Consider the following 24493-nt stretch of genomic DNA (forward strand, 5'->3'; position numbering starts at 1 on the left):
ACGGTTCCGGGCGACGCCGCCGGGCCGGTCACTATGATCGCTTCCGTGAAGACACGCCACCCCTCCGACTCCGGCTCCGAGGCCGGCGAGGCGTCGCCGGCCCGGCAGGGCATCCAGTCCGTCGAACTGGCGATGACCGTCCTGCAAGCCCTCGAAGAGGGGCGGGGCCCGATGAGCCTGACGCAGATAGCCGCCGCCAGCGGCATGCAGCCCAGCAAGGCGCACCGCTACCTCGTCAGCCTCGCCCGCGTCGGCCTCGTCGCCCAGTCGCCCAGCTCCGGGCACTACGACATGGGGCCGGCCATGCGGCGGCTCGGCGTCGAGTCGCTGCGCAGGATGGACGAGGTGGCACTGGTCAGCGAACACCTGCCGGGGCTGCGGGACCGCACTTCGCACGCGGTCAACCTGGCGGTGTGGGGCGACCACGGTCCCGTCGTCGTGCGCTGGGAGTACGGCGCCCACGCCCTGCCGATCACGGTCCGCGTCGGCGCCACCATGCCGCTGCTGAACTCGGCGATGGGAGGGGCGTTCCTCGCGCACCTGCCCGAGCAGCTCACCGAGCCGGTGCTGCGCGGACAGCTGGAGGCGGAGACGCTGGACGCGGCCACCCGGGACCGGGTCGACCGGATCAGGGACGAGGTGCTGCGCGAGGGGCTGGCCACCACCGTCGGCGGCGTCATCCCCGGCGTCACCTCCCTGGCTGCCCCCGTGTTCACGGCCGGCGAGTCCTTCCCCCTGGTCGTCACCCTCGTGATGCCCGCGCGGGGCGTCACGGCACAGGACGTGGCCCGCCTCTCGGCGGAACTGCTGGGCTCGACCCGGGCCATGTCCGAGATGCTGGGGCACTCCACGGACCACCACCGGCCGTAGGGCGTCCACGAGCCCCCACCGGACAAAAGCATCCATCGGCGAGCACGCCCACGATCGTCACGCCCCCCTGCTAAGGATTTCTTATCGACTCAGAAATGAGTAGTGTGATGAGGTCGCCCCTGACGGAAGGTGGAAACCACCCATGAGCAAGCTGGAAATCATCGTGGCGAGCACGCGCCCCGGACGCCTCGGTCCGAGTGTCGCCCGCTGGATCGAGTCGGAGGCCGTGGCACACGGCGGCTTCGACGAGGTCGAGGTCGTGGACCTCGCGGAGGTGAACCTGCCCTTCATGAACGAGCCCCACCACCCGAGGCTCGGCCGCTACACCCACCGGCACACCCGCGACTGGAGCGCCAAGGTCGCGGAGGCGGACGCCTTCGTGTTCGTCATGCCGGAGTACAACTACGGCTACAACGCCGAACTGAAGAACGCGATCGACTACCTCCACGCCGAGTGGCAGTACAAGCCGGTGGGCATGGTCAGCTACGGCGGCGTGTCGGCGGGAACGCGCGCGGCGCAGATGATCAAGCAGGTGGTGACCACCCTGAAGATGACACCCGTCTTCGAGGCCGTCTCCATCCCCTTCGTGCAGCAGTTCGTCGACGACGACCGACGACTGCTGCCCAACGACGTCATGACCGCCTCCGCCCGGGCGATGCTCGACGAACTGGTCCGCTTCACCGGGGCCCTGCGCCCGCTGCGCGCCCCCGCCGCACCGTGACGGCCGACCCGACGCCCGGGAACGGAGACGTCCACCCCGTCTGCGTGCGCTTCCACACGGCGATCGAGATGATCGGCACGCGCTGGACCGGCGCGATCCTGCGGGCGCTGTTCACCGACCAGTGCCGGTACGGGCAGATCAAGGCCGCCGTCCCCGGAGTGAGCGACACCATGCTGGCGCAGCGCCTCCGGGAACTCCGGCACGACGGCCTGATCGAGCGCCACGTCGTACCCGTGACGCCCGTACAGGTGGAATACCGCCTCACGCCCAAGGGGCGGGACCTGGAACCGGTCCTCGACGCGATCATCGCGTGGTCGCACACCTGGATCCCCCTGCCCGGCCCGGACCCGGAGCCCTGAGGCCTTCCCGGACCGTCGACGACGAACGCGACGGCCCCCCGTCCCCGGCGCCCCGTCCCCGCTGGAAGGCGAGGATTCCGGCGCCGGGACATGATGGGTTCACCGACCCGGTGGGAGGCGGTGACGATGAGCGCGAACGCGGACGACGCCGCCGAGGGCGTTCCGTCGTCCCAGGTGGCGGCCGCACTGGTCGACCGCCGGGGCGTCGTGATCGGCTGGTCCCGCGCCGCGGAACGACTCCTGGAGCGGCCGGCGTCGGAGGTCCTGCGCCGCTCCGTCCTCCGGCTGCTGGCCGACCGCGACCCGGCCCCCGCCGGACGGCTGCCGGACCGCGGAACGGCCAGGCTGCGGTGCGGCTCGGGAAAGACCGTCACGGTGCGTTACCACACCGATGGACTGCGGAGCCCGGAACTGTCGCTGATCCTGGCCGTCGCCGCCGACCGGGCGGACGAAGCCGAACGGGACGCGGCCCTCGCGCGGGCCCTGCTCGGACAGGAACGCGTCGGCTTCGTCCTCCGGGACACCGATCTCGCCGTCGTACGGACCAACCTGGCACACGACGCGCACGTCGGGCCGCCGCTCCCCGTGGGCAGCCGGCTCTCCGACGTCATGCACCCGGCCGACGCGACCGAGGCGGAAGCGGGGCTGCGAAGCGTACTGGAGACGGGCGTACCCCTCGCCGGACACGAACAGCGGGTGAGGTCCACACGGCCGCCCTACGGAGAGTGGTCCTTCTCCGTCTCCGCGGTGCGGACCCGGGACGCGCACGGACGGCCCACGGGCGTCGCGGTCCTGTTCACCGACGCCACGAGGCACTGGCGGGCCGAGCGGCGGCGTGAGCTGCGCCACCGCGCGTCGGCGGGGATCGGGAGCACGCTCGACATCGGCAGGACGGCTCAGGAGGTCGTCGACGCGCTGGTTCCGGACTTCGCCGACATCGCGTGGGTCGATCTGGCGGACGCCGCTCTCGCCGGAGAGGAACCGCCGAAGACCTTCGGAGGCGGCGATCTCCACCTGCGCAGGACGGCGGTGCGCTCGGCGAAGGGGCCGTGGCCCTCCGGACTGCTCCCGCCCGGCGCACCGGTCCCGCCCTTCCCGGATCTGGCCATGGTGCGCGAGCTTCAGGAGGGGCGCACGATCGTGACCGACCGCGAGAGCCTGGGACGGGGCCTGGGGGACCCGGACCACCTGCGGCTCGCGGCCCCCGAGGACGGGCACTCGATGATCGCGGCCCCGCTGTTCGCGCGCGGCCTGGTGCTGGGTCTTGTGGCCGCCTGGCGCACCGACCGACCCGAGCCCTTCGAGGAGGAGGACGCGATCCTGCTCACCGAGATCGCGGCCCACTCGGCCCTCGGAGTGGACAACGCACGCCGCTACACCCGCGAGCACCGCGCTGCCGTGACCCTCCAGAGGCGCCTGCTGCCCCGGGCCGTCACCTCCACCCGCGTCATGGAGACCACGGGTGTCTACGTGCCCGCGTCGGGCGGCGCCGAGGTCGGCGGGGACTGGTTCGACGCGATCGCACTCCCCTCGCTGCGCACCGCCCTCGTCGTCGGAGACGTGACCGGCCGCGGTCTGCACGCCACCGCGACCATGGGACGAATCCGCACGGCCGTACAGACGCTGGCGGACCTGGAACTACCGCCCGACGAACTGCTCACCCACCTGGACGACCTGGTGTCCCGGCTGGCCGGCGAGGCCGATCCCGCACAGCGTGACGTGGTCGGCGCGACCTGCCTGGTGGCCGTGCACGATCCGGTCGCCGGACGCTGCACGATGGCCTCCGCGGGACACCCCCCGCCCCTGCTGGCCCTGTCCGACGGCCGGGTCGCTCCGGTGACCGTGCGGCCGGGACCCCTCCTCGGCGTGGGCGGCCTTCCGTTCGAGGCGACGACCGTCGACGTACCCCCGGGCAGCGTCCTCGTCCTCTACACCGACGGCCTGCTCCAGCGCCACGGCGTCGACGTCGACGACTCCGTCCGTGAAGTGACCGACCTGCTGACGCGGCTCCGGCCCACCGACGGCGACCTCGCCGTGATCGCACAGGCGCTCATGACCGGCTTCGGAACGGGCCCCCCACGCGACGACGCCGCCGTCCTGGTCGCGCGCACCGCCCCACTGGGGGAGGACTCCGTCGCCGACTGGGAGTTCCCGGCGGATCCCCGTGCGGTCGCCTCGGCGAGAGAAGCGGCGATGGGCAAGCTGGCTGAATGGGAGCTTGAGGGGAACTCCTTCGTGACCGAGCTGGTCGTCAGCGAACTCGTCACCAACGCCGTGCGGTACGCGGGCGGCCCCGTGGGCCTGCGCCTGATCCGCGGCGAGACCCTCTTCTGCGAGGTCACCGACCCCAGCAACACCCAGCCCCGCATGCGCCGCGCCCGCATCAGCGACGAAGGAGGGCGGGGACTGTTCCTGGTGGCCCAGCTCAGCCGTCGGTGGGGCAGCAGATACGGACGGACGGGAAAGACCATCTGGGTCGAGCAGGAGCTGTCCGTGTGAGGTGCCCGGCCCACGAGGGCCCTACAGACCTTCGAGGGGGGCGATACGGCCACCGTCCTGCGGGGCCGGCGGGAGACCGCCCGGGCCGTCGCCCGTACGGCCGGTCCGTAGCCCGCGTCCGGGAAGTCGCTGCTGGGCGCCACGACCGACAGCGCCGCCACCACCAGGACGTGCTGACGGGTCACGTGGAAGAGGTCCTCCCTGTACGGCATGGCCACGGACCGCGGTCCGATCGCGTACGGAAGCCCTGGTCGCGAGCCTCTTCCTCCGATTCGGCCCATCTCCCTCGGCATCTTGGTGTCCGACGCCCCTGTCAGTACAGTGGAGAACGCCCTTGACCTGCAAAAAGCGGGCAGGGAGCCGTCTTCGAGGAGTTCACAGTGCTGCGTACCATGCACAAGTCCAAGATCCACCGCGCCACCGTCACCCAGGCCGACCTGCACTACGTCGGTTCGGTCACCGTCGACGCGGAGTTGATGGAGGCGGCCGATCTGCTTCCCGGTGAGCTGGTGCACATCGTCGACATCGACAACGGCGCCCGTCTGGAGACGTACGTCATCGAGGGGGAGCGGGGCTCCGGCGTGATCGGCATCAACGGTGCCGCCGCGCACCTCGTGCACCCCGGTGACCTCGTGATCCTCATCAGTTACGCGCAGGTCGAGGACGCGGAGGCGCGGAGTTTCGTGCCGCGCGTCGTGCACGTCGACGCGGACAACCGCATCGTGGAGCTGGGGGCCGACGCGTCCGCGCCCGTCCCCGGCAGTGACACGGTGCGCGCTCCGCACGCCGTGCCCGCCCACGGCTGAGCACGGGCCCGTCGGCCCGGGGAAGGGCGACACGCGCATGGCCGACCCGCTGATCCGCGACGACCGGGCGAACGGACGTCTGGAGGCTTTCGAGGAGGACGCCCCCGTCGGCGTCGTCGTCTACTTCGTCCTCGACGCCGAGCCCCACGCCCTGGTGGCGGTGCACACCGTCGTCGAGGAGGAGCACGAGGGGAAGGGCGTCGCCGGGGCGCTCGTGCGCGAGCTCTACGCGAGCGCCGCCCGCGAGGGCGTGCCCGTCGTACCGCTCTGCTCGTACGCCGCGAAGTGGGCCGAACGCCACCCGGACGAGGCGCCCGCCCCACCGGACGAGGTGGTCCGCGCGGCGAAGGAGCAGCTCAGGGCCACCCCGAGTCTGTGGTGACCCCCTCCGGCACCCCGGCCCCGCCGCACACCTCGCCGGTCCATGTTCCCCGCCTCGGACGCGCGGCGGCGAGCGGGGGAGTGGTGGGCCGGGGCTGACCCGAAGGGCCGGTCCGGCGGGCGCCGGTCGCTTCCCCGCGCCACCCTGGGAAGCGACCGGTCCGACGACCGACCCGACGAGCGAGAGGTCCGTGATGACCCACCCCGCCCCCGACCCGCTGCCCCCGTCGCCCATCCCGCCCCCCGTACCCGCGCCCAACCCCGTACCCCCGCCGAGCCCGGTCCCGTCCCCTCCGGACCCCGGTCCCGGCCCCGCCCCGCAGCCCGGCGGACCCGTGCCGGAACCCGAGCCCCAGCCCCAGCCGGGCCCCGCCGGCGGAGGCCCGGCGCCCGCGCGGAGGTGACAGAAGGAGGGCGGGATTGTGTGAAGTGCTTGTCACGGAGCGTGCGCCACCCCTAACTTGGCGGCTGTCGCAGTGTTCCAAGGGGGGCCCATGGCCGTACGCGGACGTCACCGCCGCCACCAGCCGAGCCGCGTCAACCGCGCCTCGCTCACCATCACGGCGGGAGGCGCCGGCATGGCGCTGCCGCTGATCGGCGCGGGCACGGTGCAAGCGGCCTCGCTGAACGTCTGGGAGAAGGTCGCGGCCTGCGAATCCTCCTCCAACTGGCACGTCAACACGGGGAACGGCTACTTCGGCGGCCTCCAGTTCACCCAGTCCACCTGGGAGGAGTACGGCGGCACGCACTACGCGCCGCGCGCCGACCTCGCCTCCCGGGACCAGCAGATCCTGATCGCCGAGCGCGTCCTCAAGGGACAGGGCCCCGGCGCCTGGCCGTCCTGCGGCCCCCGCGCCGGTCTCGCCCGGGGCGGCGAGGCGCCCGAGGTCTCCGTCCGGGCCGCCACGGCGAAGCCGTCCGGCGGGAACCAGGTGCGCACGGCCTCCCTGCCCGGACAGCGCGCCTTATCGGAACGTCCGGCCCGGAGCGCGAGCCCGACCACCGTGCCCACCGTGCGCGAGATGTACACGGTGACGTCCGGCGACTCCCTGTCGAAGATCGCCCGTGACGAGAACGTCCGGGGCGGCTGGCAGCGGCTGTACGAGACGAACCGGCCCGTCGTCGGCGACGACCCCGACCTCATCATCCCCGGCCAGCGCCTCACCCTGCGCATCACCGCGCCGCCGAAGAAGCCCCCGCAGCCGGGCAGGGCCGAGCAGCCGGGCAGGGCCGGGAAGACGGACACGGCCGGGAAGCCCGGGAAGACGCCCGCTCCCGCCAAGACCGCCCCACCGGCGGCGACGTCCCCCAAGACGGCATCCCGGCCCGCCGTCAAGCCGACGGCCAAGCCCACTCCCCGGCCCGCCGCCAAACCCGCCGCCAAGCCGGTCGTCAAACCCGTCGCCAAGCCGGCCGCCAAGCCCGCTTCCCGGCCCGTCGCCGCCACACCGCGTCCGGCCGCCAAGCCGGAGGTCCGCTACTCGGCCCCCGTCTCCGCGGGCATCGGCACCCGCTACGGCCAGCCCGGCTCCTCCTGGTCCAGCGGCTACCACACGGGCGTCGACTTCCCCGTCCCCACCGGCACCTCGGTCAAGGCCGCGGCCGACGGCCGGGTCGTCTCGGCGGGCTGGGGAGGCGCGTACGGCTACCAGGTCGTCCTCCGCCACGACGACGGCCGCTACAGCCAGTACGCGCACCTCTCCGCCCTCTCCGTCCGCGAGGGCCAGCGGGTGGGCGCCGGACAGCGCATCGCCCGCTCAGGGTCGACCGGCAACAGCTCGGGACCGCATCTCCACTTCGAGATCCGCACCGGCCCCGGTTACGGCTCCGACATCGACCCCCTGGCCTATCTCAGGGCGCGCGGCGTCTCCGTCTGATCCCCTCGGCCCCTTCTCCGCCCCCGCGCGGCGGGGAGGGGGCGGGGCCCCCGGCGCGGGCGCCATCCGGTCGAGCGTGAGCTCCACCAGGCCGCCCGCGGCGACCGCGCCGCAGATCAGCGCGGCCACGGCGCCCGCCGCGCCGTAGCGGAAGCCCTCGCCGAACAGGGTCACGCCCACCGCGGCGGCGACCACCGGGTTGACCACCGTGAGGGTGGCGAGCGGGGCGGCGAGCCCCGCGCCCCGGTAGGAGGCCTGGGACAGGAGCAGCCCGGCCACGGCGAACGCCGAGAGCACCAGGAGCGCCGTCCACTCGGCCAGCGGCGCCTCCGGCGTCCACTCCCCGGCCACCGCCTTGGTGAACACCGACGCGGCGCCGAAGGAGACGCCCGCCGCCGTCGCCAGGAGGACGCTGCGCAGCGGCGACCGGCCCACCAGGTGCGCGCCCGCGAAGAGCAGGCCCACCGCGCTGGAGGCGGCGCCCGTGAGCAACCACCGGTCCGCGTCGCCCGGGGACCGGGCGTCGGCGCCGGTCGTGAGGCTCAGCAGCCCCGCGAGGCCCGCCGTGGCCATGAGGGCGCCGTGCCAGGCGCGCCGCCCGGCCCCGCGGCCGACGAAGACGGCCGCCATGGGCAGCGCGAACACGATCGTGAGCGCGCCCAGCGGCTGGACCAGGCTGAGCGGCCCGTACGCGAGGGCGGCGACGTGCAGGGCCGCCCCGACGCCGTTGAGCAGCACCGCCCCCCACCAGGCCGGACGGCGCAGCGGTGCGTAGCGCGGGCCCGCGGCGGAGGCCGCGACCCGCTCCTGGACGATCGCCGCGGCCGCGTAGGCCACCGCGGAGACCAGGGCCAGGACGACGGACAGCACGAGGGGACTCATGCCTTCCACGATCCTCCTCCCGGGCCGTTCGCGTCGTCGTACCGGAGGACCTCTTCGCCCGTACCCCTCCCGCAGTACGGGACCCCGGCGTACATCCCGGGGTGTACGCCCCCGCGGGCCGGAACCGGTCCGAAGCGGTCTTCCCGCCCCGCCGGGGGCGTTACCGTGGGCGCCGGGCCGTGACCGGGCCCGGGGCGGACGACGGTGCGAAGCGGGAGCGTGGGGGCGGATGGATCTCGTCGAGAGCGGATCGGTGGGCGGGTTCTTCGCCCTGCGGACCACCCCGCCGGAGACCGGCGGCGCCCATCTGCCGCTCGCCCGGATCTACGCGGGGGAGGGCGGCCCCCTCACCGCGCGCGTGGACCGGGTCGCCGCCCGGCTCGCCGCCCCCGAGCGGCGCGTCGGGGCCTCCGTCGCCCACCTGGGGCTCGCGGCCCGGCTCTGGTCCACCGCCCTCGGCCCCGCCGCCCTGTACGGCCGCTTCCCCGACCCCGACCCCGCCGAGCTGCACTGGGACGGGGCCCTGACCTCCCCCGACGACCTGTGGTGGGCCGGCTCCGCGACCCGCCCCGCCACCGCCGCCGACCTCCGCGCGGCCGTCCAGGAGGCCCACCTCGTCCCGCTCCACGCGGCCCTGCGCCGCGACGGCCGGATATCGCCCCGGCTGCTCTGGGGCAACGCGGGCTCCGCCCTCGCCGGAGCCCTGCGCGAACTGACCCGCTGGGCCCGCGCCCACGGCAGGCCCGACGCGGCCGACCGGGCCGCCACCCTGGTCGCCGAGCTCCTCGGCCACCCCGACCTCGCCGGCACGGTCCGCGGCCCCCGGCTGCGCCGCGCGAGCTGCTGCCTCTACTACCGCTGTCCCGGCGGCGGACTGTGCGGCGACTGTGTCTTCGACCACGCCCCCCGAACGGGTTTGGAGGCGCGGCCCCCCGCTCCGTAAACTCGCCCTTTCGAAAGCCCGACGACGGCGAGAGCCCGAGAGCGGCGACACTCCGAGAGCGGCGACGCACGAGCGAACGAGGAACCCGAAGGCCATGACGGTGACCGAAGAAACCCAGGACCACGGGCCGGGCATCGACCCCGAGCGCCTGGCCGTCTGCCTCGGCGTCCTCGACGAGCTCGACGAGCTGGAGATAGACCACCCGGACGCGATCCGCGTCCGGCGCGCCACCGCGGGCATCTACCGGACCGTGAAGCAGCGCCGCCGCCAGGAGCGCCGGGCCTCCAAGACCGCCAACGACAAGGCGGTCACCGAGGCCACGGCCACCGGCTCCGCGCAGCGCATCGACGACGAGACCGAGGGCCTGCTGCCCACCTCCGTCACCGGGGAGGGCCGGATCGCGGGCATCCTCCAGCGCCCCCGCTCCTGCTACGTCTGCAAGACGCGGTTCGTCGAGGTCGACTACTTCTACCACCAGCTCTGCCAGCGGTGCGCCGCCGAGAACCGGGCCAAGCGGGAGGCCCGCGCCGACCTCACCGGCAAGCGCGCGCTGCTCACCGGCGGCCGTGCCAAGATCGGCATGTACATCGCGCTGCGGCTGCTGCGCGACGGCGCCCACACCACCGTCACCACCCGCTTCCCCAAGGACGCCATCCGCCGCTTCAAGGCGATGGAGGACTCCGCGGACTGGCTGCACCGCCTGGAGGTCGTCGGCATCGACCTGCGCGACCCCGCCCAGGCCGTGGCCCTCGCCGACCAGGTGACCGAGGCCGGTCCGCTGGACATCCTCATCAACAACGCGACCCAGACCGTGCGCCGGCTGCCCTCCGCGTACGCCGCCCTGGTCGAGGGCGAGAGCGCCCCGCTGCCCGCCGGCGAGCTGCCCTCCCACCACGTCATCGGCGCCTTCAACTCGGGCGCGGTGGACGGCATCGCCGCGCTGCCGCTCGGCACGAGCGGCCTGGAGGCCCAGAAGGTCGCGGACCTCGCCCTGGTCGCGGGCAACGCCAGCATCGCCCGGCACCTCGACGGCACCGCCATCGACGCGGGCGGCCTCGTGCCCGACGTCGTCGAGACCAACACCTGGGTGCAGAGCATCGACCAGATCTCCCCGGTGGAGCTCCTGGAGACGCAGCTGTGCAACTACACGGCGCCGTTCATCCTGATCAGCAAGTTGCGGCCGGTGATGGCCGAGGCCGCGCGCAAGGCGGCCAGCGGGCGCGCCTACGTCGTGAACGTCTCCGCGATGGAGGGCGTCTTCGGCCGCGGCTACAAGGGCGCCGGGCACCCGAACACCAACGCGGCGAAGGCCGCGATGAACATGGTGACGCGGACCAGCGCCCAGGAGATGTTCCAGACCGACGGCATCCTCATGACCTCCGTCGACACCGGCTGGATCACCGACGAGCGTCCGCACTTCGACAAGCTGCGCCTCGCGGAGGAGGGCTTCCACGCCCCGCTCGACCTGGTCGACGGCGCGGCCCGGGTCTACGACCCGGTCGTGCGCGGCGAGGCGGGCGAGGACCTGTACGGCGTGTTCCTCAAGGACTACGCCCCCGGCAACTGGTAGCCCGGCACCCCGTCGGCGGACAGCCCGGCGCCCCCGTTCCGGCAAGAGCGCCCCACCGGCCAGGTGGGGCGCTCTTTCGGCTTGTTTCACCCGAACGCGTCACACTTCCGAGCCCGGTAGAGCGCATGCGCGCTCATTTGGTTACTCTGATGTCCACGGTCGGCCACCGAGGAGACACACCTTCCTCACGTCCGGCCCGGGACTGGCCCGCCACCAAGGCCGCGATCCCGCCCGACGAACGGCGCCACCGCGACCGCACGGCACTTGTCCTACAGGTAGCGCGACACTAAGGAGTGCGCGGTGACACCCGAACTGACCAAGCAGGAATCGCGACCGACCGAATCCACCGAGCGGCCGCGCCGCAAGGGCGAGCTGGGGAGCCTGGAGGTCTGGGCCCGCTCGGCCCCGATCCGGCTCGCGGGCTACGAGGAGGACCTCGCCGAGCCCCACATCCTGCCGGGCATCGACTGAGCCGACGCCCCGAAGTGATCCCCCCGGTGCCCCGGCCGAACTCCCGGCCGGGGCACCGGCACGTCCCGGCGTCTCAGGGGCCGCCCGCGGGCTTCCGCAGCCGGGTCGGCGGCAGGTACTCCCGCAGCGGCGTCCGGTGCCACCACGCCCCGGTCGCGCGCAGCTCGCGCCAGGTCGTGTAGCGGTAGCGGTACAGCCGGGCGCGGACGTGGACCGGCGGCGCGTCCGGGAACGGGTTGTGGGCGAGCAGCCGCAGGGTGTCCCGGTCGCCGTCGAGCAGTCGCTCCACGAAGGGCCCGAACCACGCGCGCGCGTACCCCGGGGAGAGCGCCGCGAACCACATCAGCCAGTCGAGCCGCAGGTGGTACGGGGCGAACTGCCGCGGCAGCCGGCGCGGGTCGCCCGGCTTGCCCCTGAAGCCGTACTCCCGCCAGACGGTCCCCTCGTGCGGCGCCGGGTCGTCGGTGCCCTCGACCACGATCTCGTCCCGGACCCGGCCGACCGTGCCGAACGCGCCGTAGCTGTTGACCAGGTGGAACGGGTCGTACGAGCGGTTCATCGCCTGGTTCCGGGAGAGCAGGTTGCGCACCGGGCGGTAGCTGCGGACCAGGACGAGGGCGGTCACCGCGACGACCAGGACGACGTACCAGAGCGGCGGGTCCGGCCGGAGGTGGTCACCGGTGAGCGGCGAGGCGTCCACGGCGGAGAGGGCGAGCACGATGGTGATCCAGTTCAGCCAGGCGAAGTTGCCCGACAGCACCAGCCAGAGCTGGGTGACCACCATCAGGCCGGCCGCCACCGTGGCCACCGGCTGCGGGGCGAAGAGGAGGAACGGCACGACGAGCTGGACGACGTGGTTGGCCGCCGCCTCCGCCTTGTGCAGCGGGCGGGGGAGGTGGTGGAAGAACCAGCTCAGCGGGCCGGGCATCGGCTGGGTCTCGTGGTGGTGGCAGAGGCAGGTCAGGTCCCGCCAGCAGCGGTCGCCGCGGATCTTGATGAGCCCGGCCCCGAACTCGACCCGGAAGAGCAGCCAGCGCAGCAGCAGGAGCACCGGGAGGGGCGGGGCCGTGTCGTCGTTGCCGAGGAAGACCGCCAGGAACCCGGTCTCCAGGAGCAGCGACTCCCAGCCGAAGGCGTACCAGGTCTGGCCCACGTTCACGATCGACAGGTAGAGCGCCCAGAGCACCAGCCACAGGAGCATCGACACCGGCAGCGGCACGGCGTCCCCGGCGCCCGCCACCAGGGCGAGCGCCAGGGCGGCGCCGGTCCAGGAGACCGCCGCGAACAGGCGGTCGGAGTAGCGCCAGTGGAAGAGCGAGGGCGTGTGGCGCGGCCGGGTCCGGCGCACGTACTCCGGCACCGGGAGCATGCCGCGCTCCCCGATCAGCGCCCGGAACTGGAGGGCGGCCGACAGGAACGCCACGCAGTAGAGCGCGGCCAGGCCGCGCTGGAAGACGATCCGGCTCAGCCAGAGGTCGGGTGCCGTGAACCACTCCATCGCCTCCAGTATCGGGCCGGGGTCACGTCCTGACGAGACGCCGCAGGGTCCGGGCGAGTCGGCGGGCGTACGCGCGCTGGAGGAGCGGGACCAGGGGACCGGCCAGCCGGGTGTACCAGACGGCCGGGCGGCTGAAGGCGGTCACTGTGAACCGGACGGCGCCGTCCGGTTCGAGCGTCACGAGGAAGGACTCCTCGCCGCACTCCGGATGGCCGACGAGGGTGCCGTACGCGAAACCGGTGCGGTCCTTCTCGTACGCCGTCCAGATCACCGCGCAGGGGACGGCGAGCCGGAAGCGGCCGACGCCCGCCGACACCTCCACGCGGACGCCGGGCCCCGCGCGGTCGGCGTCGGCCACGAGGCCCGCGCCGGAGCGGCGGTGCATCCGCCAGGTGGTGACGGCGGTGCCCGCCGTCGCGAAGGCGGTCCGGCCGTGGCCGACGACCGCGCCGTACCGCAGGTGGTGGTAGCCCTCGGGGAGCGCTTCGGGGGTGCGGGTGGCGCCGACCTCGCGATAGGTCGGGCCCGGGCGGTGGCGGTCGGGCCGGGAGAGGTCCTTCAGGAGGCGGGTCATGCCGGGGTCTCCGTTCGCGGGTGGGCGGGGGTGGTGGCGACGCCGTGGATCTCATTGCCGGCCCGCAGGCGGCGGCGGGCGAGCAGGGCGCAGACGGCGAAGCCGAGGGCGTTGCCCAGGCCGTGGGTCGCGGCCATCCAGGTCAGGTCGAGGTGCGGGAAGCCGGTGGCCTCGCCGAGCGCCCAGTCCAGGGCGAGCAGCATGGTGACGACGAGGACCAGGGCGGAGACGGCGAGCAGGGCGCGGGTGGGCCCGTCGGCCGCGAGGTCGCGGCGCTCGCGCAGGGTCAGGACGGCGACCGCGGCCATGCCGGCGGTCAGGACGACGGCGCCGGCCAGTTCGGCCCGGTCGTCGACGAAGTAGCCGATCAGGACGAGCAGGGTGCCGGCGGGGACGCTGAGCGCGGCGAAGCGGGCGGTGGGACCGTCCCCGGAGGCGCGGCAGACGAGACCGGCGACCAGGGCGGCGGCGAAGCCCGCGAAGTGGAAGTGCGGGACGGTGAGCGCGAGGAGGTCCAGGTCGAAGCCGAGGAGCGGGTACGAGGCCCGTTCCGCGACCAGCGCGAGGCCCGCGACCGAGGGCGCGGCCAGGGCGGTGAGGACGGCGACCTCCCGCGGCCGGAGCGAACGGGTCAGCACCAGCCGGGCCGGTGCCTGGCACGCGAGCGCCAGGGTGGCGAGGGCGTAGACGGCGGCGAGGCCGGCCGAGAGGCCGGAGCGGGGCAGCCAGAGGGAGAGGGCGCCGGGGACGGCGAGCAACGGCCAGACGCGCCGGAGCCGGTCCAGGCCGGGGGGCACGGGGCCGTCGAGGAGCGCGAGTCCCGTCGGGACCACCCAGAACATCCCGATCATCACGACCGGGGCCACCAGGACCGACAGCGCGGTCATGCCACCACCCCCATTTGAACGCGTTCAAGCGACGTGTCGAGCGTAGGGCTTTTCTTGAACGTGTTCAAGTGGCTCTCTCCGATGGGATGACCCGGTCGGTCCCCCTCCGCTTGCGGGTGCCCGCGCACTGCGACAGACATGAGGGACTGGCCGGAACCGGGCCCCGGGCCCGGGGGAGAGAAAGTCGGGAGTACCAGGTGCGCTCACCCCTTCGCCGGACGCGGCGAACCCCCACCGCTCCCCACGGGGGCGCGACCGCTCCCCGCGACGGCGCGACCGCTTCCCGCAGCGGCGTGACCGCTCCCCGCGACGGCGCGCGCCTCGCCGGGGCCGCGTTCGCCTCCGCCCTGCTGCTCGCCGGATGCTCCTCCGGCGGGACCGGCGCCGGGAGCGCGGGGCGGCCCGTCGCGGCCCCCGCCCAGGACGTCCTCCTCCGGGCGGCCGCCGTCCCGGGACCCGACCCCTTCACCGCCTCCACCGTCCGCAACACCGTCCGCCCCTCCGACCCGCCCGGGGCCCCCGAGGGGCGGCGGGCCCGCGAACTCGACGGCGCCACGCCCGGCCTCTACGGCGGGACCCGCGCCGTCGGCAGCTGCGACGTCGAACGGCAGGTCTCCCTGCTCACCGGGGACGCGAAGAAGGCACGGGCCTTCGCCGAGGCCTCCGGCATCCCGGAGGCCGGCGTCGCCGCCTGGCTGCGCGGCCTCACCCCGGTCGTCCTGCGCGTGGACGCCCGCGTCACCGGTCACGGCTACCGCGGCGGCCGGGCCGAGGCCCACCAGGCCGTCCTGCAGAGCGGCACGGCCGTCCTCGTCGACCAGTACGGCTCCCCGCGCGTCCGCTGCGCCGGCGGCAACCCGCTCCGCGCCCCCGGGGCGGACCGGGGCGGCGTCTACGTGGGCGTCCCCTGGGACGCCTTCGACCCCGACCACGTGGTCGTCGTCCGCCCGACCGGCGCCGTCGTCACCAGCCTCGTCATCGTGAACGCCACCGACCGCACCTGGATCGAGCGCCGGACGGGCAGCGACGGCGAGGCGGACCGGAAGCCCGCCGTGGAGCCGTCCTGCGACCCGGACGCGTGCACCCTGGACGGTTCCGGCACGCCCGACCCGGACGGCTCCGGCCCGGCCACCCCCGCCCCCAGCACCCCCGACCGCCCCGCCCCGCCGGAGGACGTGCCGCCGACCCCCGACGCCCCGACGGAGCCCGCCCCCGAGGCCCCCGACCCGTCCACGGCACCGGCCCCCGACCCGTACACCGACCCCGACACCGAGCCCCTCCCCGACCCGTTCGAGGAGCCGCCCGTCCCGCCGGACGGGGAGCTGCCGCCCGAGGAGCTCTTCCCGTCCGGGACGGTGCCGGACGGGCCCGGCACCTTCGAGGCGTTCGAGGGGTGAATCCGAGGGGTGGAGCGGATCTTCGTGGTGCGTACGGGCGGTGCTGCGCCTAGCGTGGCCCCATGAGCGCGGGCAACGGGGGCGGGGAGGCGAACGGCCCGGTCCGCCGTGCGCCGGAGGGGTCGCCGGAAGGGATCCCGATCCTCGCCGCGTACGGCTCCGCCTTCCGGATGGGCGGCTTCGACTGGGACCTGCTCACCGGGACGATGGAGATGGACGACGCCGCCCTCGCCGTCTTCGACATGACCCGCGAGGAGTACGACGGACGCCCCGAGTCCCTGAACTCACGGGTCCTGCCGGACGAGGCCAGCCGCCTCGACGCCCTGGTGGCGCAGGCGCTCAAGGACGGCAGCGACCAGTACGGCGCGTACTTCCGCATCCACCGCCGCGACGGCGTCCACCAGTGGACCCACACCCAGGGGATGGTCCACCGCGACGCCACCGGCCGCCCCGTGCGCATCGTCGGCGTCCTGCGCGACGCCACCCACGAACTCACCGAGTCCGCCGCCCGGCTCGGCCTCGACGAGGGGCGCCGCAGGCGCGCCGGCGTCGTCGAGGGCACCACGGCCGCCCTCGCCCACGCCCGTACGGTGAAGGACGTCATCGACCTCCTCAACGACTCGCACGCCCTCGAACACTTCGGCGCCGCCAGCCTCGTCATGGGCCTCCTGGAGGCCGGCCGCATCCACCTGGTCGCCGAGGGCCCCGAGGGCGCCTTCGTGCCCGGCACCCGCTTCACCCGGGTGGACGAGCCGTACCCGATGAGCGAGGTGATCCGCACCCTGCGCCCCCGGTTCATCGACTCGCCGCGCGACTTCTCCGAGTCCTACCCGGTGCTCTGGCCGCACATCAGCGGCCTCGGCGTCACGGCCGCCGCCTACCTCCCGCTCATCGCCCAGGCCCGCCCGATCGGCGCGCTCGGACTGCTCTACAGCGACCGGAACGGCTTCAGCGAGGACGAGCGGACCCTCCTCGTCGCCCTCGGCAGCAGCATCGCCCAGAGCCTCCAGCGGGCCATGCTGTACGAGCAGGAGCACGACCTCGCCGAGGGGCTCCAGCAGGCCATGCTCCCGCGCCGCATCCCGGAGGTGCCCGGCGCCCAGACCGCCGTCCGCTACCGCTCGGCCCGGCTCGGCCGGGACATCGGCGGCGACTGGTACGACGTCATCGCGCTGCCCGGCGGACGGGTCGGCGCCGTCATCGGCGACGTCCAGGGCCACGACACCCACGCCGCGGCCGTCATGGGCCAGCTCCGGATCGTGCTGCGCGCCTACGCCGCCGAGGGGCACACCCCGGCCACGGTGATGGCGCGGGCCTCCGTCTTCCTGCACGAACTGGACACCGAACGCTTCGCCACCTGCACGTACGCCGAGGTCGACCTCCGCACCGGGGTCGTCCAGCTGGTCCGCGCCGGGCACGTCGACCCGCTGATCAGGGAGTCCGACGGCCGGTGCCGCAGGCTGCCGGTCGAGGGCGGCCTCCCGCTCGGGCTCTCCGCGGAGTTCGGCCGCCTCGACTACCCGGTCACCACCCTCGAACTGGACCCCGGGCAGACCCTGCTGCTCTACACCGACGGCCTGGTGGAGAAGCCGGGCGCCGACCTCGACGAGGGCCTCCAGTGGCTCTCCTCCCTCGTCCGGCGCGGCCCCGCCGACCTCCAGGAGCTCGCCGACCACCTGTGCGACGTGGTCGCCGAGCGGGGCGGCGAGGACGACGTCGCGATCCTGCTGCTGCGCCGCCACGGCACGTACGCCGCCCCCGGTGCCGGCCGGTTCCAGCAGCACGTGGCCCAGAGCGACCCGGAGGCGCTCAGCTCGGCCCGCCACATGATCAGGGCCGCCGTCCGGGCCTGGGGCGCGGGGGAGCGCGCGGACGAGATCGAGCTGGTCGCCGACGAGCTGATGACCAACGCCCTGATGCACACCGACGGCGGGGCGATCGTGACCCTGCGGGTCCTCCCCGGGCCCACGCGGCGGCTGCGGGTGGAGGTCGAGGACCGGTCCAGCGCCCTGCCCCGGCGCCGCGAGGCCGGGGAGGCGGGCGTCTCCGGCCGGGGACTGCTCCTGGTGGACCAGCTCTCCGACGCGTGGGGAGTGGAGTCGCGGGGCGGCGGCAAGTGCGTGTGGTGCGAGTTCGTGGTGGAGAGCGTCGTTCCCGAGACCTGAGAAGGCCTTCCGGAGGTGTCTTCCGGAGGCATGCGACCGAAAGTCTTTACGGAGCGTTAACTGACCGTACTTGACCGTAACTGTCGGTGCGCGATTGACTGCGGTCTTCCACCCCTCCGCGCAGGACGTGAGGACACCCGTGACCACCGAGCTCCTGGCCCCGCTGGACCTGGCCTTCTGGCACCTGGAATCCACCGCCCACCCCCTGCACCTCGGTGCCCTCGCCCACTTCGGCCCCGCGTCCGCGCCCCCCGGCGGCGAACCGGCCGACGTCCTGGAGCTGCTCGCCCGCCGCGCCGCCGCCGTCCCCCGGCTCCGGATGCGCGTCCGCGACGTCCTGATCCCCGTCGGCGGCGCCGCCTGGAGCGCCGACCCCGACTTCGACGTCCGCCGCCACGTCCGCGAGATCACCCTCCCCGGCGCCGACTTCCCCGCCGAGACCGCCCGGCTCGCCGCCGAACTCATGGAACGCCCCGTCGAACGGGGCCTGCCGCCCTGGGAGATGTACCTGCTCAGCGGCGCCCCCGACGGCTCCTTCGCCGTCCTCGTCAAACTGCACCACGCCCTCGCCGACGGCATGCGGGCCGTCGCCATCGGCGCCGGGATCTTCGACGAGATCGCCGCCGGACACCGCCCCGCGCGCCGCCCCCGACCCGTGCCCCCGCGCTCCCCGCTCTCCGGGCTTCCCGGCCTCCCCGGCCCCGGACGCCTCCTCGGCATCGCCCGGGACCGCCTCGGCGACCTCGGCCGGGCCGTCGAGGTCGGCGCCTCCGTCGTCCGTGCCAGCCGCCTCGACGGACGCCCCACCGCCGCCCTCGCCGCCCACTCCAGCGGCACCCGCCGGATCGCCACCGCGACCCTCTCCCTCGACCGGGTCCACCGCGTCCGCCGCGCCACCGGCGGCACCGCCAACGACGTCCTCCTGGCCGTCGTCGCCGGAGCCCTGCGCCGCTGGTTCGACGAGCGCGGCCTGCCGCTGCCCGGCGCCGACCCCCGGGCCCTCGTCCCCGTCTCGCGCCGCCGCCCCGGGGCCCCGCCCGGCCCCGGCAACAGCCTCTCCGGCTACCTCCTCGACCTGCCCGTCACCGAACCCGACCCGGCCGCCCGCCTCGCCGCCGTCCGGCGCGCCATGGACCGCAACAAGGCGGCGGGCCCCTTCCGGGGCGCCGGAGCCGTCGCCCTCCTCGCCGACCAGCTCCCCCCGCTCGCCCACCGCTTCGGCGCCCCCTTCGCCTCCGGCGCCGCCCGCCTCCTCTTCGACCTCCTGGTCACCCAGGTGCCGCTGCCCCGCTCCGCGCTCTCCCTCGGCGGCGCCCCGCTGCGCGCCCTCTTCCCCATGGCCCCGCTCGCCCGGGGCCAGTCCCTCGCCGTCGCCATGTCCCCGTACGGCGGCCGGGTCCACATCGGCCTCGTCGCCGACGGCGCGGCCGTCCCCGACCTCGACGCCCTCGCCGCCGCCCTCGCCGCCGAACTCGACCTCCTCGACCCGCCGGAGAACGACGCCACCGGGGCGTGACGGACCCGGCCGGACACCGCCTAGACTCCGCCGCATGCTGCGCGCACTGGCCGTCGACGACGAGGAGCCCGCCCTCGGGGAACTGCTCTACCTGCTGCGCGCCGACCCGCGCGTCCGCACCGCCGAGGGCGCGGGCGACGCGACCGCGGCGCTGCGCAGGATCGGCCGCGCCCTGGAGTCCGGGCCCGACGGGGAGGACGCCGTCGACGTCGTCTTCCTCGACATCCACATGCCCGGCCTCACCGGCCTCGACGTCGCCCGGCTGCTCGCCGGCTTCGCCCGCCCCCCGCTCGTCGTCTTCGTCACCGCGCACGAGGGCTTCGCCCTCCAGGCCTTCGACCTGAAGGCCGTCGACTACGTCCTCAAGCCGGTGCGCCGCGAGCGCCTCGCCGAAGCCGTCCGCCGCGTCCACGAGCTGGTCCACGCCACCGTCGCGCCCGCCCCCGCCGCGCCCGAGCAGATCCCCGTCGAACTCGGCGGCGTCACCCGCTTCGTCCCCGTCGACGACATCGCCTACGTCGAGGCCCACGGCGACTACGCCCGCCTCCATACCGACCGGGGCAGCCACCTCGTCCGCATCCCGCTCTCCGCCCTGGAGGAGCGCTGGGCGGACCGGGGCTTCGTCCGCATCCACCGCAGCCACCTCGTCTCCCTCGCCCGGATCGACGAACTGCGGCTCGACGGCGGCGCCACCTCCGTACGGATCGGCGACACCGACCTCGCCGTCAGCCGCCGCCACGCCCGCCCGCTGCGGGACCTCCTGATGCGCCGGGCCGGCGGCTGACCCGCGCCCCCTCGCACCCGCCCCTTACCCCCGCACCCGCCCGTACCCCCGTCGCCGCAGGTCTACCGCCGTCCGACCCCGCTGCGTAGACTCCACGCGTCCCGGGCCGCGCCGCCCGCACCACCCGAAGCCGAGAGATGCCGGAGCGGACGCCGATGTCCGAGCACCACCCGCCGCGCAGGCCCCGGCGCGAGACCGTCACCCACGCCTCCGCCCACGGCGCCGGGACCGTCCCCGCCCCCGCCGGGCGGCGCCCCGCCCACCCCCCGGCCCGCTCCGAGATCGACGAGCAGACCACCCTCGGGCACACCTACGTCCGCTCCCTGATGCGCAGCCAGCTCCGCGCCGCCCTCACCGCCCTCGGCGCGCTCGCCCTGCTCGTCGGCTCCCTCCCGCTCCTCCTCGCGCTGCCCGCCCCCGAGGCCCTGGTCTGGCTCGCCCTCGGCGTCGGCGTGTACCCGGTCGTCTGGGCCATCGCCCACCGGTACGTCCGCCGCGCCGAGCGCAACGAACGCGACTTCACCGGCCTCGTCGAACGATGAGCCCCTCCGCGCGGACCCCCGCATGAACCGGACCCACGCGGTCGTCGCCGTCACCGCCGTCGTCCTCGCCACCGTCCTCATCGGCGCCCTCGGCCTGCGGATCTCCCGCACCACCTCCGACTTCTACGTCGCCTCGCGGACCGTCCGGCCGGGCCTCAACGCCGCCGCCATCAGCGGCGAGTACCTCTCCGCCGCCTCCTTCCTCGGCATCGCCGGACTCGTCCTCGTCCAGGGCCCCGCCATGCTCTGGTACCCGGTCGGCTACACCGCCGGGTACCTCGTCCTGCTCGTCCTCGTCGCCGCCCCGCTGCGCCGCTCCGGCGCGTACACCCTCTCCGACTTCGCCGAGGCCCGTCTCGAATCCCGGCGGGCCCGGCGGCTCGCCAGCCTCTTCGTCGTCGGCATCGGCTGGCTGTACCTGCTGCCCCAGCTCCAGGGCGCCGGGCTCACCCTGGAGATCCTCACCGGCGCCCCCGACTGGGTCGGCGGCCTGCTCGTCGCCCTCGTCGTCACCGGCACCGTCGCGGCGGGCGGCATGCGCAGCATCACCTTCGTCCAGGCCTTCCAGTACTGGCTGAAGCTGACCGCCCTGCTCGTCCCCGCCCTCTTCCTGCTCGCCGCCTGGTACGGGGACGGGGCGCCCCGCGCCCGCTTCGACGCCCCCGCCGTGCTGCGCGGCCCCACCGTCGTCCGGGTCGCCGACACCGTACGGATCGGGCTCGACGCCCCGCTGACCGTCACCGTCACCGGCCGCGTCGACTCCGTCCCGTACACCGGACGGACCCTCACCCTCGGCCCCGGCACCCACCACGTCCTCGGCGGCACCACGCTCGCCTTCGCGCCGGGCGCGGAGCTCCCCGAGCGGCTGGCCGGCGGCACCGACCCCCTCGGCTGGTCGCAGCCGCTGGCCGGCGGGCGCGACGGACACCAGCTCTACGCCACGTACGGACTGATCCTCGCGACCTTCCTCGGCACCATGGGCCTGCCGCACGTCGCCGTCCGCTTCTACACCAGCCCGCACGGCCGCGCCGCCCGCCGCACCACCCTCGTGGTCCTCGGGCTCGTCGGCGCCTTCTACCTCCTGCCGCCGCTCTACGGCTTCCTCGGCCGGATCTACGCCCCCGAACTCGCCCTCACCGGCTCCGCCGACGCCGCCGTCCTCGTCCTGCCCGACCGGATCCTCGGCGGGCTCCCCGGCGACCTGCTCGGGGCGCTCCTCGCGGGCGGCGCCTTCGCCGCCTTCCTCTCCACCGCCTCCGGGCTCACCATGTCGGTCGCCGGGGTCCTCACCCAGGACGTGCTGCCCTCCGGGGGCGTCCGCCACTTCCGGCTCGCGACCCTGCTCGCCACCGCCGTCCCGCTCGGCGTCGGGGTGGTCGCCTCCAAAGTGCCGGTCGCCGACGCCGTCGGCCTCGCCTTCGCGGTCTCCGCCTCCTCCTTCTGCCCGCTGCTCGTCCTCGGCATCTGGTGGCGGCGGCTCACCCCGCCCGGCGCGATGGCCGGGCTCCTGCTCGGCGGCGGCTCCGCCCTCGCCGCCGTCATGGCCACCCGGGCCGGACTCGCGCCCGGCGGCTGGCCGCACACCCTGATGGCCTGGCCCGCCGTCTGGTCGGTCCCGCTCGGCTTCCTCACCATGGTCCTGGTCTCCCTCGCCACCCCCCGCCGGATCCCGCCCGGCACCCCGGCGCTCCTCGCCCGGCTCCACCTCCCGGAGGAGATATCCGGGGCCGCCCCCGCCCAGGAGAGCCGGCCGGACCCCCGCCCCGGGAGCCGCCAGGACCCCCGCCCCGGGAGCCGCCGGGGGGCTCGCCCCGACTCCCGCCCGGAGGTCCGTCGATGAGCGGCATCGCCCTCGCCGCCGCGGCCGCCGCCGGGGCCGTGCTGCTCGCCGCGGGCTTCGTCCTCGGCCGGTTCGCCGCCCGGCGCGGGGGCCGGGACGCCGACCCCGACCTCGGCACGCCCGTCGAGCGGGCCACCTTCCACACCCTGCACACCGCCTCGCTCGCCGCGCCCCCGCTGCGCGCCGGACTCACCGAGGAGACCGCCCGCAGGGCCGCCCGCACGCTCCGCTCGCTGCTCGGCACCGAGGCGCTCTGCCTCACCGACCGGGGCGCGGTCCTGGCCTGGGACGGGCCCGGCGAGGACCACCACCGCGCGCACGTCCCCGCCCAGGCCGCCGCGACCCTGGACACCGGCCGCAGCCGCTCCGCCGACTCCGGCTGCGCCGATCCGGCGTGCCCGCTGCGCTGGGCGGTGATCGCCCCGCTCACCGGCGAGGACGGGGTCCTCGGCGCGCTCGTCGCCTACGGCTCGCGGGAGTCGGCCGTCCTGGTGCGGGCCGCGACCGAGGTGGCCCGCTGGGTCTCCGTCCAGCTGGAGCTGGCCGAGCTCGACCGCTCGCGCACCCGGATCGTGGAGGCCGAGATCAAGGCCCTGCGCGCCCAGATCTCCCCGCACTTCATCTTCAACTCCCTCGCCGCCATCGCCTCGTTCGTCCGCACCGACCCCGAGCGGGCTCGGGAACTCCTCCTGGAGTTCGCGGACTTCACCCGCTACTCCTTCCGCAGGCACGGCGAGTTCGCCCAGCTCGCCGACGAACTGCGCTCCATCGAGCAGTACTTGGCGCTCGCCGGGGCGCGCTTCGGCGACCGGCTGAAGGTGACCCTCCGGATCGCGCCCGAGGTGCTGCCGGTGGCCCTGCCGTTCCTCTGCCTCCAGCCGCTGGTGGAGAACGCGGTCAAGCACGGCCTCCAGGACCGGGAGAAGGGCTGCCGGGTCGTCATCGCCGCCCGGGACGCGGGCGCCGAGGCCGTGGTGACCGTCGAGGACGACGGCATCGGCATGGACCCGGAGCTGCTGCGCGCCGTCCTGCGCGGGGAGCACCCGGCGGGCTCCGGCATCGGCCTCTCCAACGTGGACGAGCGGCTGCGCCAGGTGTACGGGACGGAGTACGGCCTCGTCATCGAGACGGGCGTCGGCGCCGGGATGAAGGTGACGGTGCGGATCCCCAAGTACCGCCCGGGGGTGCACCCTTCCCTTCCGTGAGCCCCTTCCGTGAGCCCCGTCCGTGAGCCCCGTCCGTGAGCCCCGTCCGGACGTCCCGGTCAGCGCAGGTGGAGCGAGAGGTGCGCGAGCGGCAGGCCCAGCTTCCAGGCGGGCAGCCAGATCTGCTCGGCCTCGTCGACCGGGCACCCCGGATCGAGGTCCGTGCGGCCGTCGAGGTCGGCGGCGAGGATCCAGGTGTCCCGCAGCTGCCGCCACGCGGTGTGCGCGAGCGCCAGGTCGGGCCCCCCGCCGCCGGCCGTCCGCCGCTCGGCGAGCCGCTCCTCGACCCAGGGCGGCCAGGGACGGTCGTACGCCGTGTGCCGCAGCCACTCGTCGATCCGGCCGGCGGGCGGCCGGTCCGGGTCCTCCGCGAGGTGGACGGTGAGGGCCAGGGCCCGGAGGCCCGCCCGGTACTCCAGTGAGCCGGGCGCCACGAGCGCGGCGGCCCGCAGCACCTCGTCGGCCAGGTACTCGGCGCACAGCCAGGCCATCGGGACGGCGAGGCCGCCGCCGCTCGTGCCGCCGGCGCCGTTCGTGCTCTCGGGCAGCAACGCTCCCACCTTCTCCCGGACATGACCGCGCGTGAGGGGCCGTGTGAGGGGCCCGGACTACGGGGCCCGGGGGAGAGCCTCCTCCGTACGGGGCGTCCGCGGGTCCCGCTTTGCTCAACTCGCCCGAGTGGTTTCGGATACGTTCTCCGGCCGGA

The 24493-nt window shown here is 74.9% G+C and carries 22 protein-coding genes; 17 read left to right on the forward strand and 5 right to left on the reverse strand.

Annotated features, from left to right (window positions below):
* Positions 1-45 precede the first annotated feature (45 nt).
* The 7 genes from ACIP5O_RS21500 (at position 46) to ACIP5O_RS21530 (ending at position 7513) form a co-directional block, all read left to right on the forward strand.
* Complete coding sequence (locus ACIP5O_RS21500; RefSeq protein ID WP_401295570.1) at positions 46-870, forward strand: IclR family transcriptional regulator; 825 nt, start codon at positions 46-48, stop codon at positions 868-870.
* Between the two features lie 142 nt (positions 871-1012).
* Entirely contained in the window at positions 1013-1591 is a 579-nt protein-coding gene (locus ACIP5O_RS21505; RefSeq protein ID WP_401295572.1) for an NADPH-dependent FMN reductase, read from the forward strand.
* A gap of 44 nt (positions 1592-1635) precedes the next feature.
* Positions 1636-1950, forward strand: coding sequence for a winged helix-turn-helix transcriptional regulator (locus ACIP5O_RS21510; RefSeq protein WP_401295574.1), 315 nt, complete (start codon positions 1636-1638; stop codon positions 1948-1950).
* Positions 1951-2076: 126 nt separating this feature from the next.
* Complete coding sequence (locus ACIP5O_RS21515) at positions 2077-4449, forward strand: SpoIIE family protein phosphatase (protein WP_401295576.1); 2373 nt, start codon at positions 2077-2079, stop codon at positions 4447-4449.
* A gap of 380 nt (positions 4450-4829) precedes the next feature.
* Positions 4830-5255 carry an aspartate 1-decarboxylase gene (panD, locus tag ACIP5O_RS21520; protein ID WP_401295578.1) on the forward strand — a complete coding sequence of 142 codons (426 nt, stop codon included), beginning with the start codon at positions 4830-4832 and terminating at the stop codon, positions 5253-5255.
* 37 nt (positions 5256-5292) lie between these two features.
* Positions 5293-5637: a GNAT family N-acetyltransferase gene (locus ACIP5O_RS21525; RefSeq protein ID WP_401295580.1), complete on the forward strand. Its 345-nt coding sequence runs from the start codon at positions 5293-5295 to the stop codon at positions 5635-5637.
* Between the two features lie 493 nt (positions 5638-6130).
* Positions 6131-7513 (forward strand): peptidoglycan DD-metalloendopeptidase family protein, encoded by a 1383-nt coding sequence (locus tag ACIP5O_RS21530; RefSeq protein ID WP_401295582.1) that lies wholly within the window; start codon positions 6131-6133, stop codon positions 7511-7513.
* On the opposite strand, the gene ACIP5O_RS21535 is transcribed toward ACIP5O_RS21530, so the two are convergent.
* Positions 7394-8395 carry a DMT family transporter gene (locus ACIP5O_RS21535; RefSeq protein ID WP_401295584.1) on the reverse strand — a complete coding sequence of 334 codons (1002 nt, stop codon included), beginning with the start codon at positions 8393-8395 and terminating at the stop codon, positions 7394-7396. The two genes, ACIP5O_RS21530 and ACIP5O_RS21535, sit on opposite strands and share 120 nt — an antisense overlap.
* A 229-nt stretch (positions 8396-8624) precedes the next feature.
* Here ACIP5O_RS21535 and ACIP5O_RS21540 point away from each other — a divergent pair, with 229 nt between their 5' ends.
* The 3 genes from ACIP5O_RS21540 to ACIP5O_RS21550 all read left to right on the forward strand — a co-directional run bounded on the left by ACIP5O_RS21540 (position 8625) and on the right by ACIP5O_RS21550 (position 11379).
* Positions 8625-9338, forward strand: a complete 714-nt coding sequence (locus tag ACIP5O_RS21540) for a (2Fe-2S)-binding protein (protein WP_401295586.1) — start codon at positions 8625-8627, stop codon at positions 9336-9338.
* 94 nt (positions 9339-9432) lie between these two features.
* Positions 9433-10908, forward strand: a complete 1476-nt coding sequence (locus tag ACIP5O_RS21545; RefSeq protein WP_401295588.1) for an SDR family NAD(P)-dependent oxidoreductase — start codon at positions 9433-9435, stop codon at positions 10906-10908.
* Positions 10909-11208: 300 nt separating this feature from the next.
* Complete coding sequence (locus tag ACIP5O_RS21550; RefSeq protein WP_401295590.1) at positions 11209-11379, forward strand: hypothetical protein; 171 nt, start codon at positions 11209-11211, stop codon at positions 11377-11379.
* Between the two features lie 73 nt (positions 11380-11452).
* Here ACIP5O_RS21550 and ACIP5O_RS21555 read toward each other — a convergent pair whose 3' ends face one another.
* From ACIP5O_RS21555 to ACIP5O_RS21565, 3 genes are read right to left on the reverse strand one after another with little or no spacing between them, the layout of a single operon-like run.
* Complete coding sequence (locus ACIP5O_RS21555; RefSeq protein ID WP_401295592.1) at positions 11453-12877, reverse strand: lipase maturation factor family protein; 1425 nt, start codon at positions 12875-12877, stop codon at positions 11453-11455.
* A 22-nt stretch (positions 12878-12899) separates the two neighbouring features.
* A complete protein-coding gene (locus ACIP5O_RS21560) occupies positions 12900-13451 on the reverse strand; it encodes a DUF1990 family protein (RefSeq protein ID WP_401295594.1) in 552 nt (183 codons plus the stop codon).
* Positions 13448-14338, reverse strand: coding sequence for a YndJ family protein (locus ACIP5O_RS21565; RefSeq protein WP_401295596.1), 891 nt, complete (start codon positions 14336-14338; stop codon positions 13448-13450). Before ACIP5O_RS21565 ends, ACIP5O_RS21560 begins: the two co-directional genes overlap by 4 nt.
* Positions 14339-14631: 293 nt before the next feature.
* Here ACIP5O_RS21565 and ACIP5O_RS21570 point away from each other — a divergent pair, with 293 nt between their 5' ends.
* The 7 genes from ACIP5O_RS21570 to ACIP5O_RS21600 all read left to right on the forward strand — a co-directional run bounded on the left by ACIP5O_RS21570 (position 14632) and on the right by ACIP5O_RS21600 (position 23787).
* Positions 14632-15735, forward strand: a complete 1104-nt coding sequence (locus ACIP5O_RS21570) for a DUF6777 domain-containing protein (RefSeq protein ID WP_401295598.1) — start codon at positions 14632-14634, stop codon at positions 15733-15735.
* Positions 15736-15797: 62 nt separating this feature from the next.
* Positions 15798-17900 carry a SpoIIE family protein phosphatase gene (locus ACIP5O_RS21575; RefSeq protein ID WP_401295600.1) on the forward strand — a complete coding sequence of 701 codons (2103 nt, stop codon included), beginning with the start codon at positions 15798-15800 and terminating at the stop codon, positions 17898-17900.
* Positions 17901-18039: 139 nt separating this feature from the next.
* On the forward strand, positions 18040-19416 hold the full coding sequence (locus ACIP5O_RS21580; RefSeq protein ID WP_401295601.1) for a wax ester/triacylglycerol synthase family O-acyltransferase: 1377 nt from the start codon (positions 18040-18042) through the stop codon (positions 19414-19416).
* Between the two features lie 34 nt (positions 19417-19450).
* Entirely contained in the window at positions 19451-20200 is a 750-nt protein-coding gene (locus ACIP5O_RS21585; RefSeq protein WP_401295603.1) for a LytR/AlgR family response regulator transcription factor, read from the forward strand.
* A gap of 155 nt (positions 20201-20355) precedes the next feature.
* Positions 20356-20742, forward strand: a complete 387-nt coding sequence (locus ACIP5O_RS21590; protein WP_356546736.1) for a hypothetical protein — start codon at positions 20356-20358, stop codon at positions 20740-20742.
* A 22-nt stretch (positions 20743-20764) separates the two neighbouring features.
* Positions 20765-22582 carry a cation acetate symporter gene (locus ACIP5O_RS21595; RefSeq protein WP_401295606.1) on the forward strand — a complete coding sequence of 606 codons (1818 nt, stop codon included), beginning with the start codon at positions 20765-20767 and terminating at the stop codon, positions 22580-22582.
* Positions 22579-23787: a histidine kinase gene (locus ACIP5O_RS21600; RefSeq protein ID WP_401295608.1), complete on the forward strand. Its 1209-nt coding sequence runs from the start codon at positions 22579-22581 to the stop codon at positions 23785-23787. The genes ACIP5O_RS21595 and ACIP5O_RS21600 overlap by 4 nt, the downstream gene beginning before the upstream one ends.
* A gap of 59 nt (positions 23788-23846) precedes the next feature.
* Here ACIP5O_RS21600 and ACIP5O_RS21605 read toward each other — a convergent pair whose 3' ends face one another.
* Complete coding sequence (locus tag ACIP5O_RS21605) at positions 23847-24338, reverse strand: hypothetical protein (RefSeq protein ID WP_401295610.1); 492 nt, start codon at positions 24336-24338, stop codon at positions 23847-23849.
* Positions 24339-24493: the final 155 nt, after the last annotated feature.

Origin of the sequence: Streptomyces sp. NPDC088915, from assembly GCF_044749825.1 — a bacterium.
GTDB lineage: Bacteria > Actinomycetota > Actinomycetes > Streptomycetales > Streptomycetaceae > Streptomyces.

Excerpts from the sequence above, each read along its gene's own strand:
- ACIP5O_RS21505 (WP_401295572.1), top strand. The coding sequence starts at position 1,013 with ATGAGCAAGCTGGAAATCATCGTGGCGAGCACGCGCCCCGGACGCCTC.
- ACIP5O_RS21515 (WP_401295576.1), top strand. The coding sequence starts at position 2,077 with ATGAGCGCGAACGCGGACGACGCCGCCGAGGGCGTTCCGTCGTCCCAG.
- ACIP5O_RS21525 (WP_401295580.1), top strand. The coding sequence starts at position 5,293 with ATGGCCGACCCGCTGATCCGCGACGACCGGGCGAACGGACGTCTGGAG.
- ACIP5O_RS21530 (WP_401295582.1), top strand. The coding sequence starts at position 6,131 with ATGGCCGTACGCGGACGTCACCGCCGCCACCAGCCGAGCCGCGTCAAC.
- ACIP5O_RS21535 (WP_401295584.1), bottom strand. The coding sequence starts at position 8,395 with ATGAGTCCCCTCGTGCTGTCCGTCGTCCTGGCCCTGGTCTCCGCGGTG.
- ACIP5O_RS21540 (WP_401295586.1), top strand. The coding sequence starts at position 8,625 with ATGGATCTCGTCGAGAGCGGATCGGTGGGCGGGTTCTTCGCCCTGCGG.
- ACIP5O_RS21545 (WP_401295588.1), top strand. The coding sequence starts at position 9,433 with ATGACGGTGACCGAAGAAACCCAGGACCACGGGCCGGGCATCGACCCC.
- ACIP5O_RS21555 (WP_401295592.1), bottom strand. The coding sequence starts at position 12,877 with ATGGAGTGGTTCACGGCACCCGACCTCTGGCTGAGCCGGATCGTCTTC.
- ACIP5O_RS21560 (WP_401295594.1), bottom strand. The coding sequence starts at position 13,451 with ATGACCCGCCTCCTGAAGGACCTCTCCCGGCCCGACCGCCACCGCCCG.
- ACIP5O_RS21565 (WP_401295596.1), bottom strand. The coding sequence starts at position 14,338 with ATGACCGCGCTGTCGGTCCTGGTGGCCCCGGTCGTGATGATCGGGATG.
- ACIP5O_RS21575 (WP_401295600.1), top strand. The coding sequence starts at position 15,798 with ATGAGCGCGGGCAACGGGGGCGGGGAGGCGAACGGCCCGGTCCGCCGT.
- ACIP5O_RS21585 (WP_401295603.1), top strand. The coding sequence starts at position 19,451 with ATGCTGCGCGCACTGGCCGTCGACGACGAGGAGCCCGCCCTCGGGGAA.
- ACIP5O_RS21590 (WP_356546736.1), top strand. The coding sequence starts at position 20,356 with ATGTCCGAGCACCACCCGCCGCGCAGGCCCCGGCGCGAGACCGTCACC.
- ACIP5O_RS21595 (WP_401295606.1), top strand. The coding sequence starts at position 20,765 with ATGAACCGGACCCACGCGGTCGTCGCCGTCACCGCCGTCGTCCTCGCC.
- ACIP5O_RS21600 (WP_401295608.1), top strand. The coding sequence starts at position 22,579 with ATGAGCGGCATCGCCCTCGCCGCCGCGGCCGCCGCCGGGGCCGTGCTG.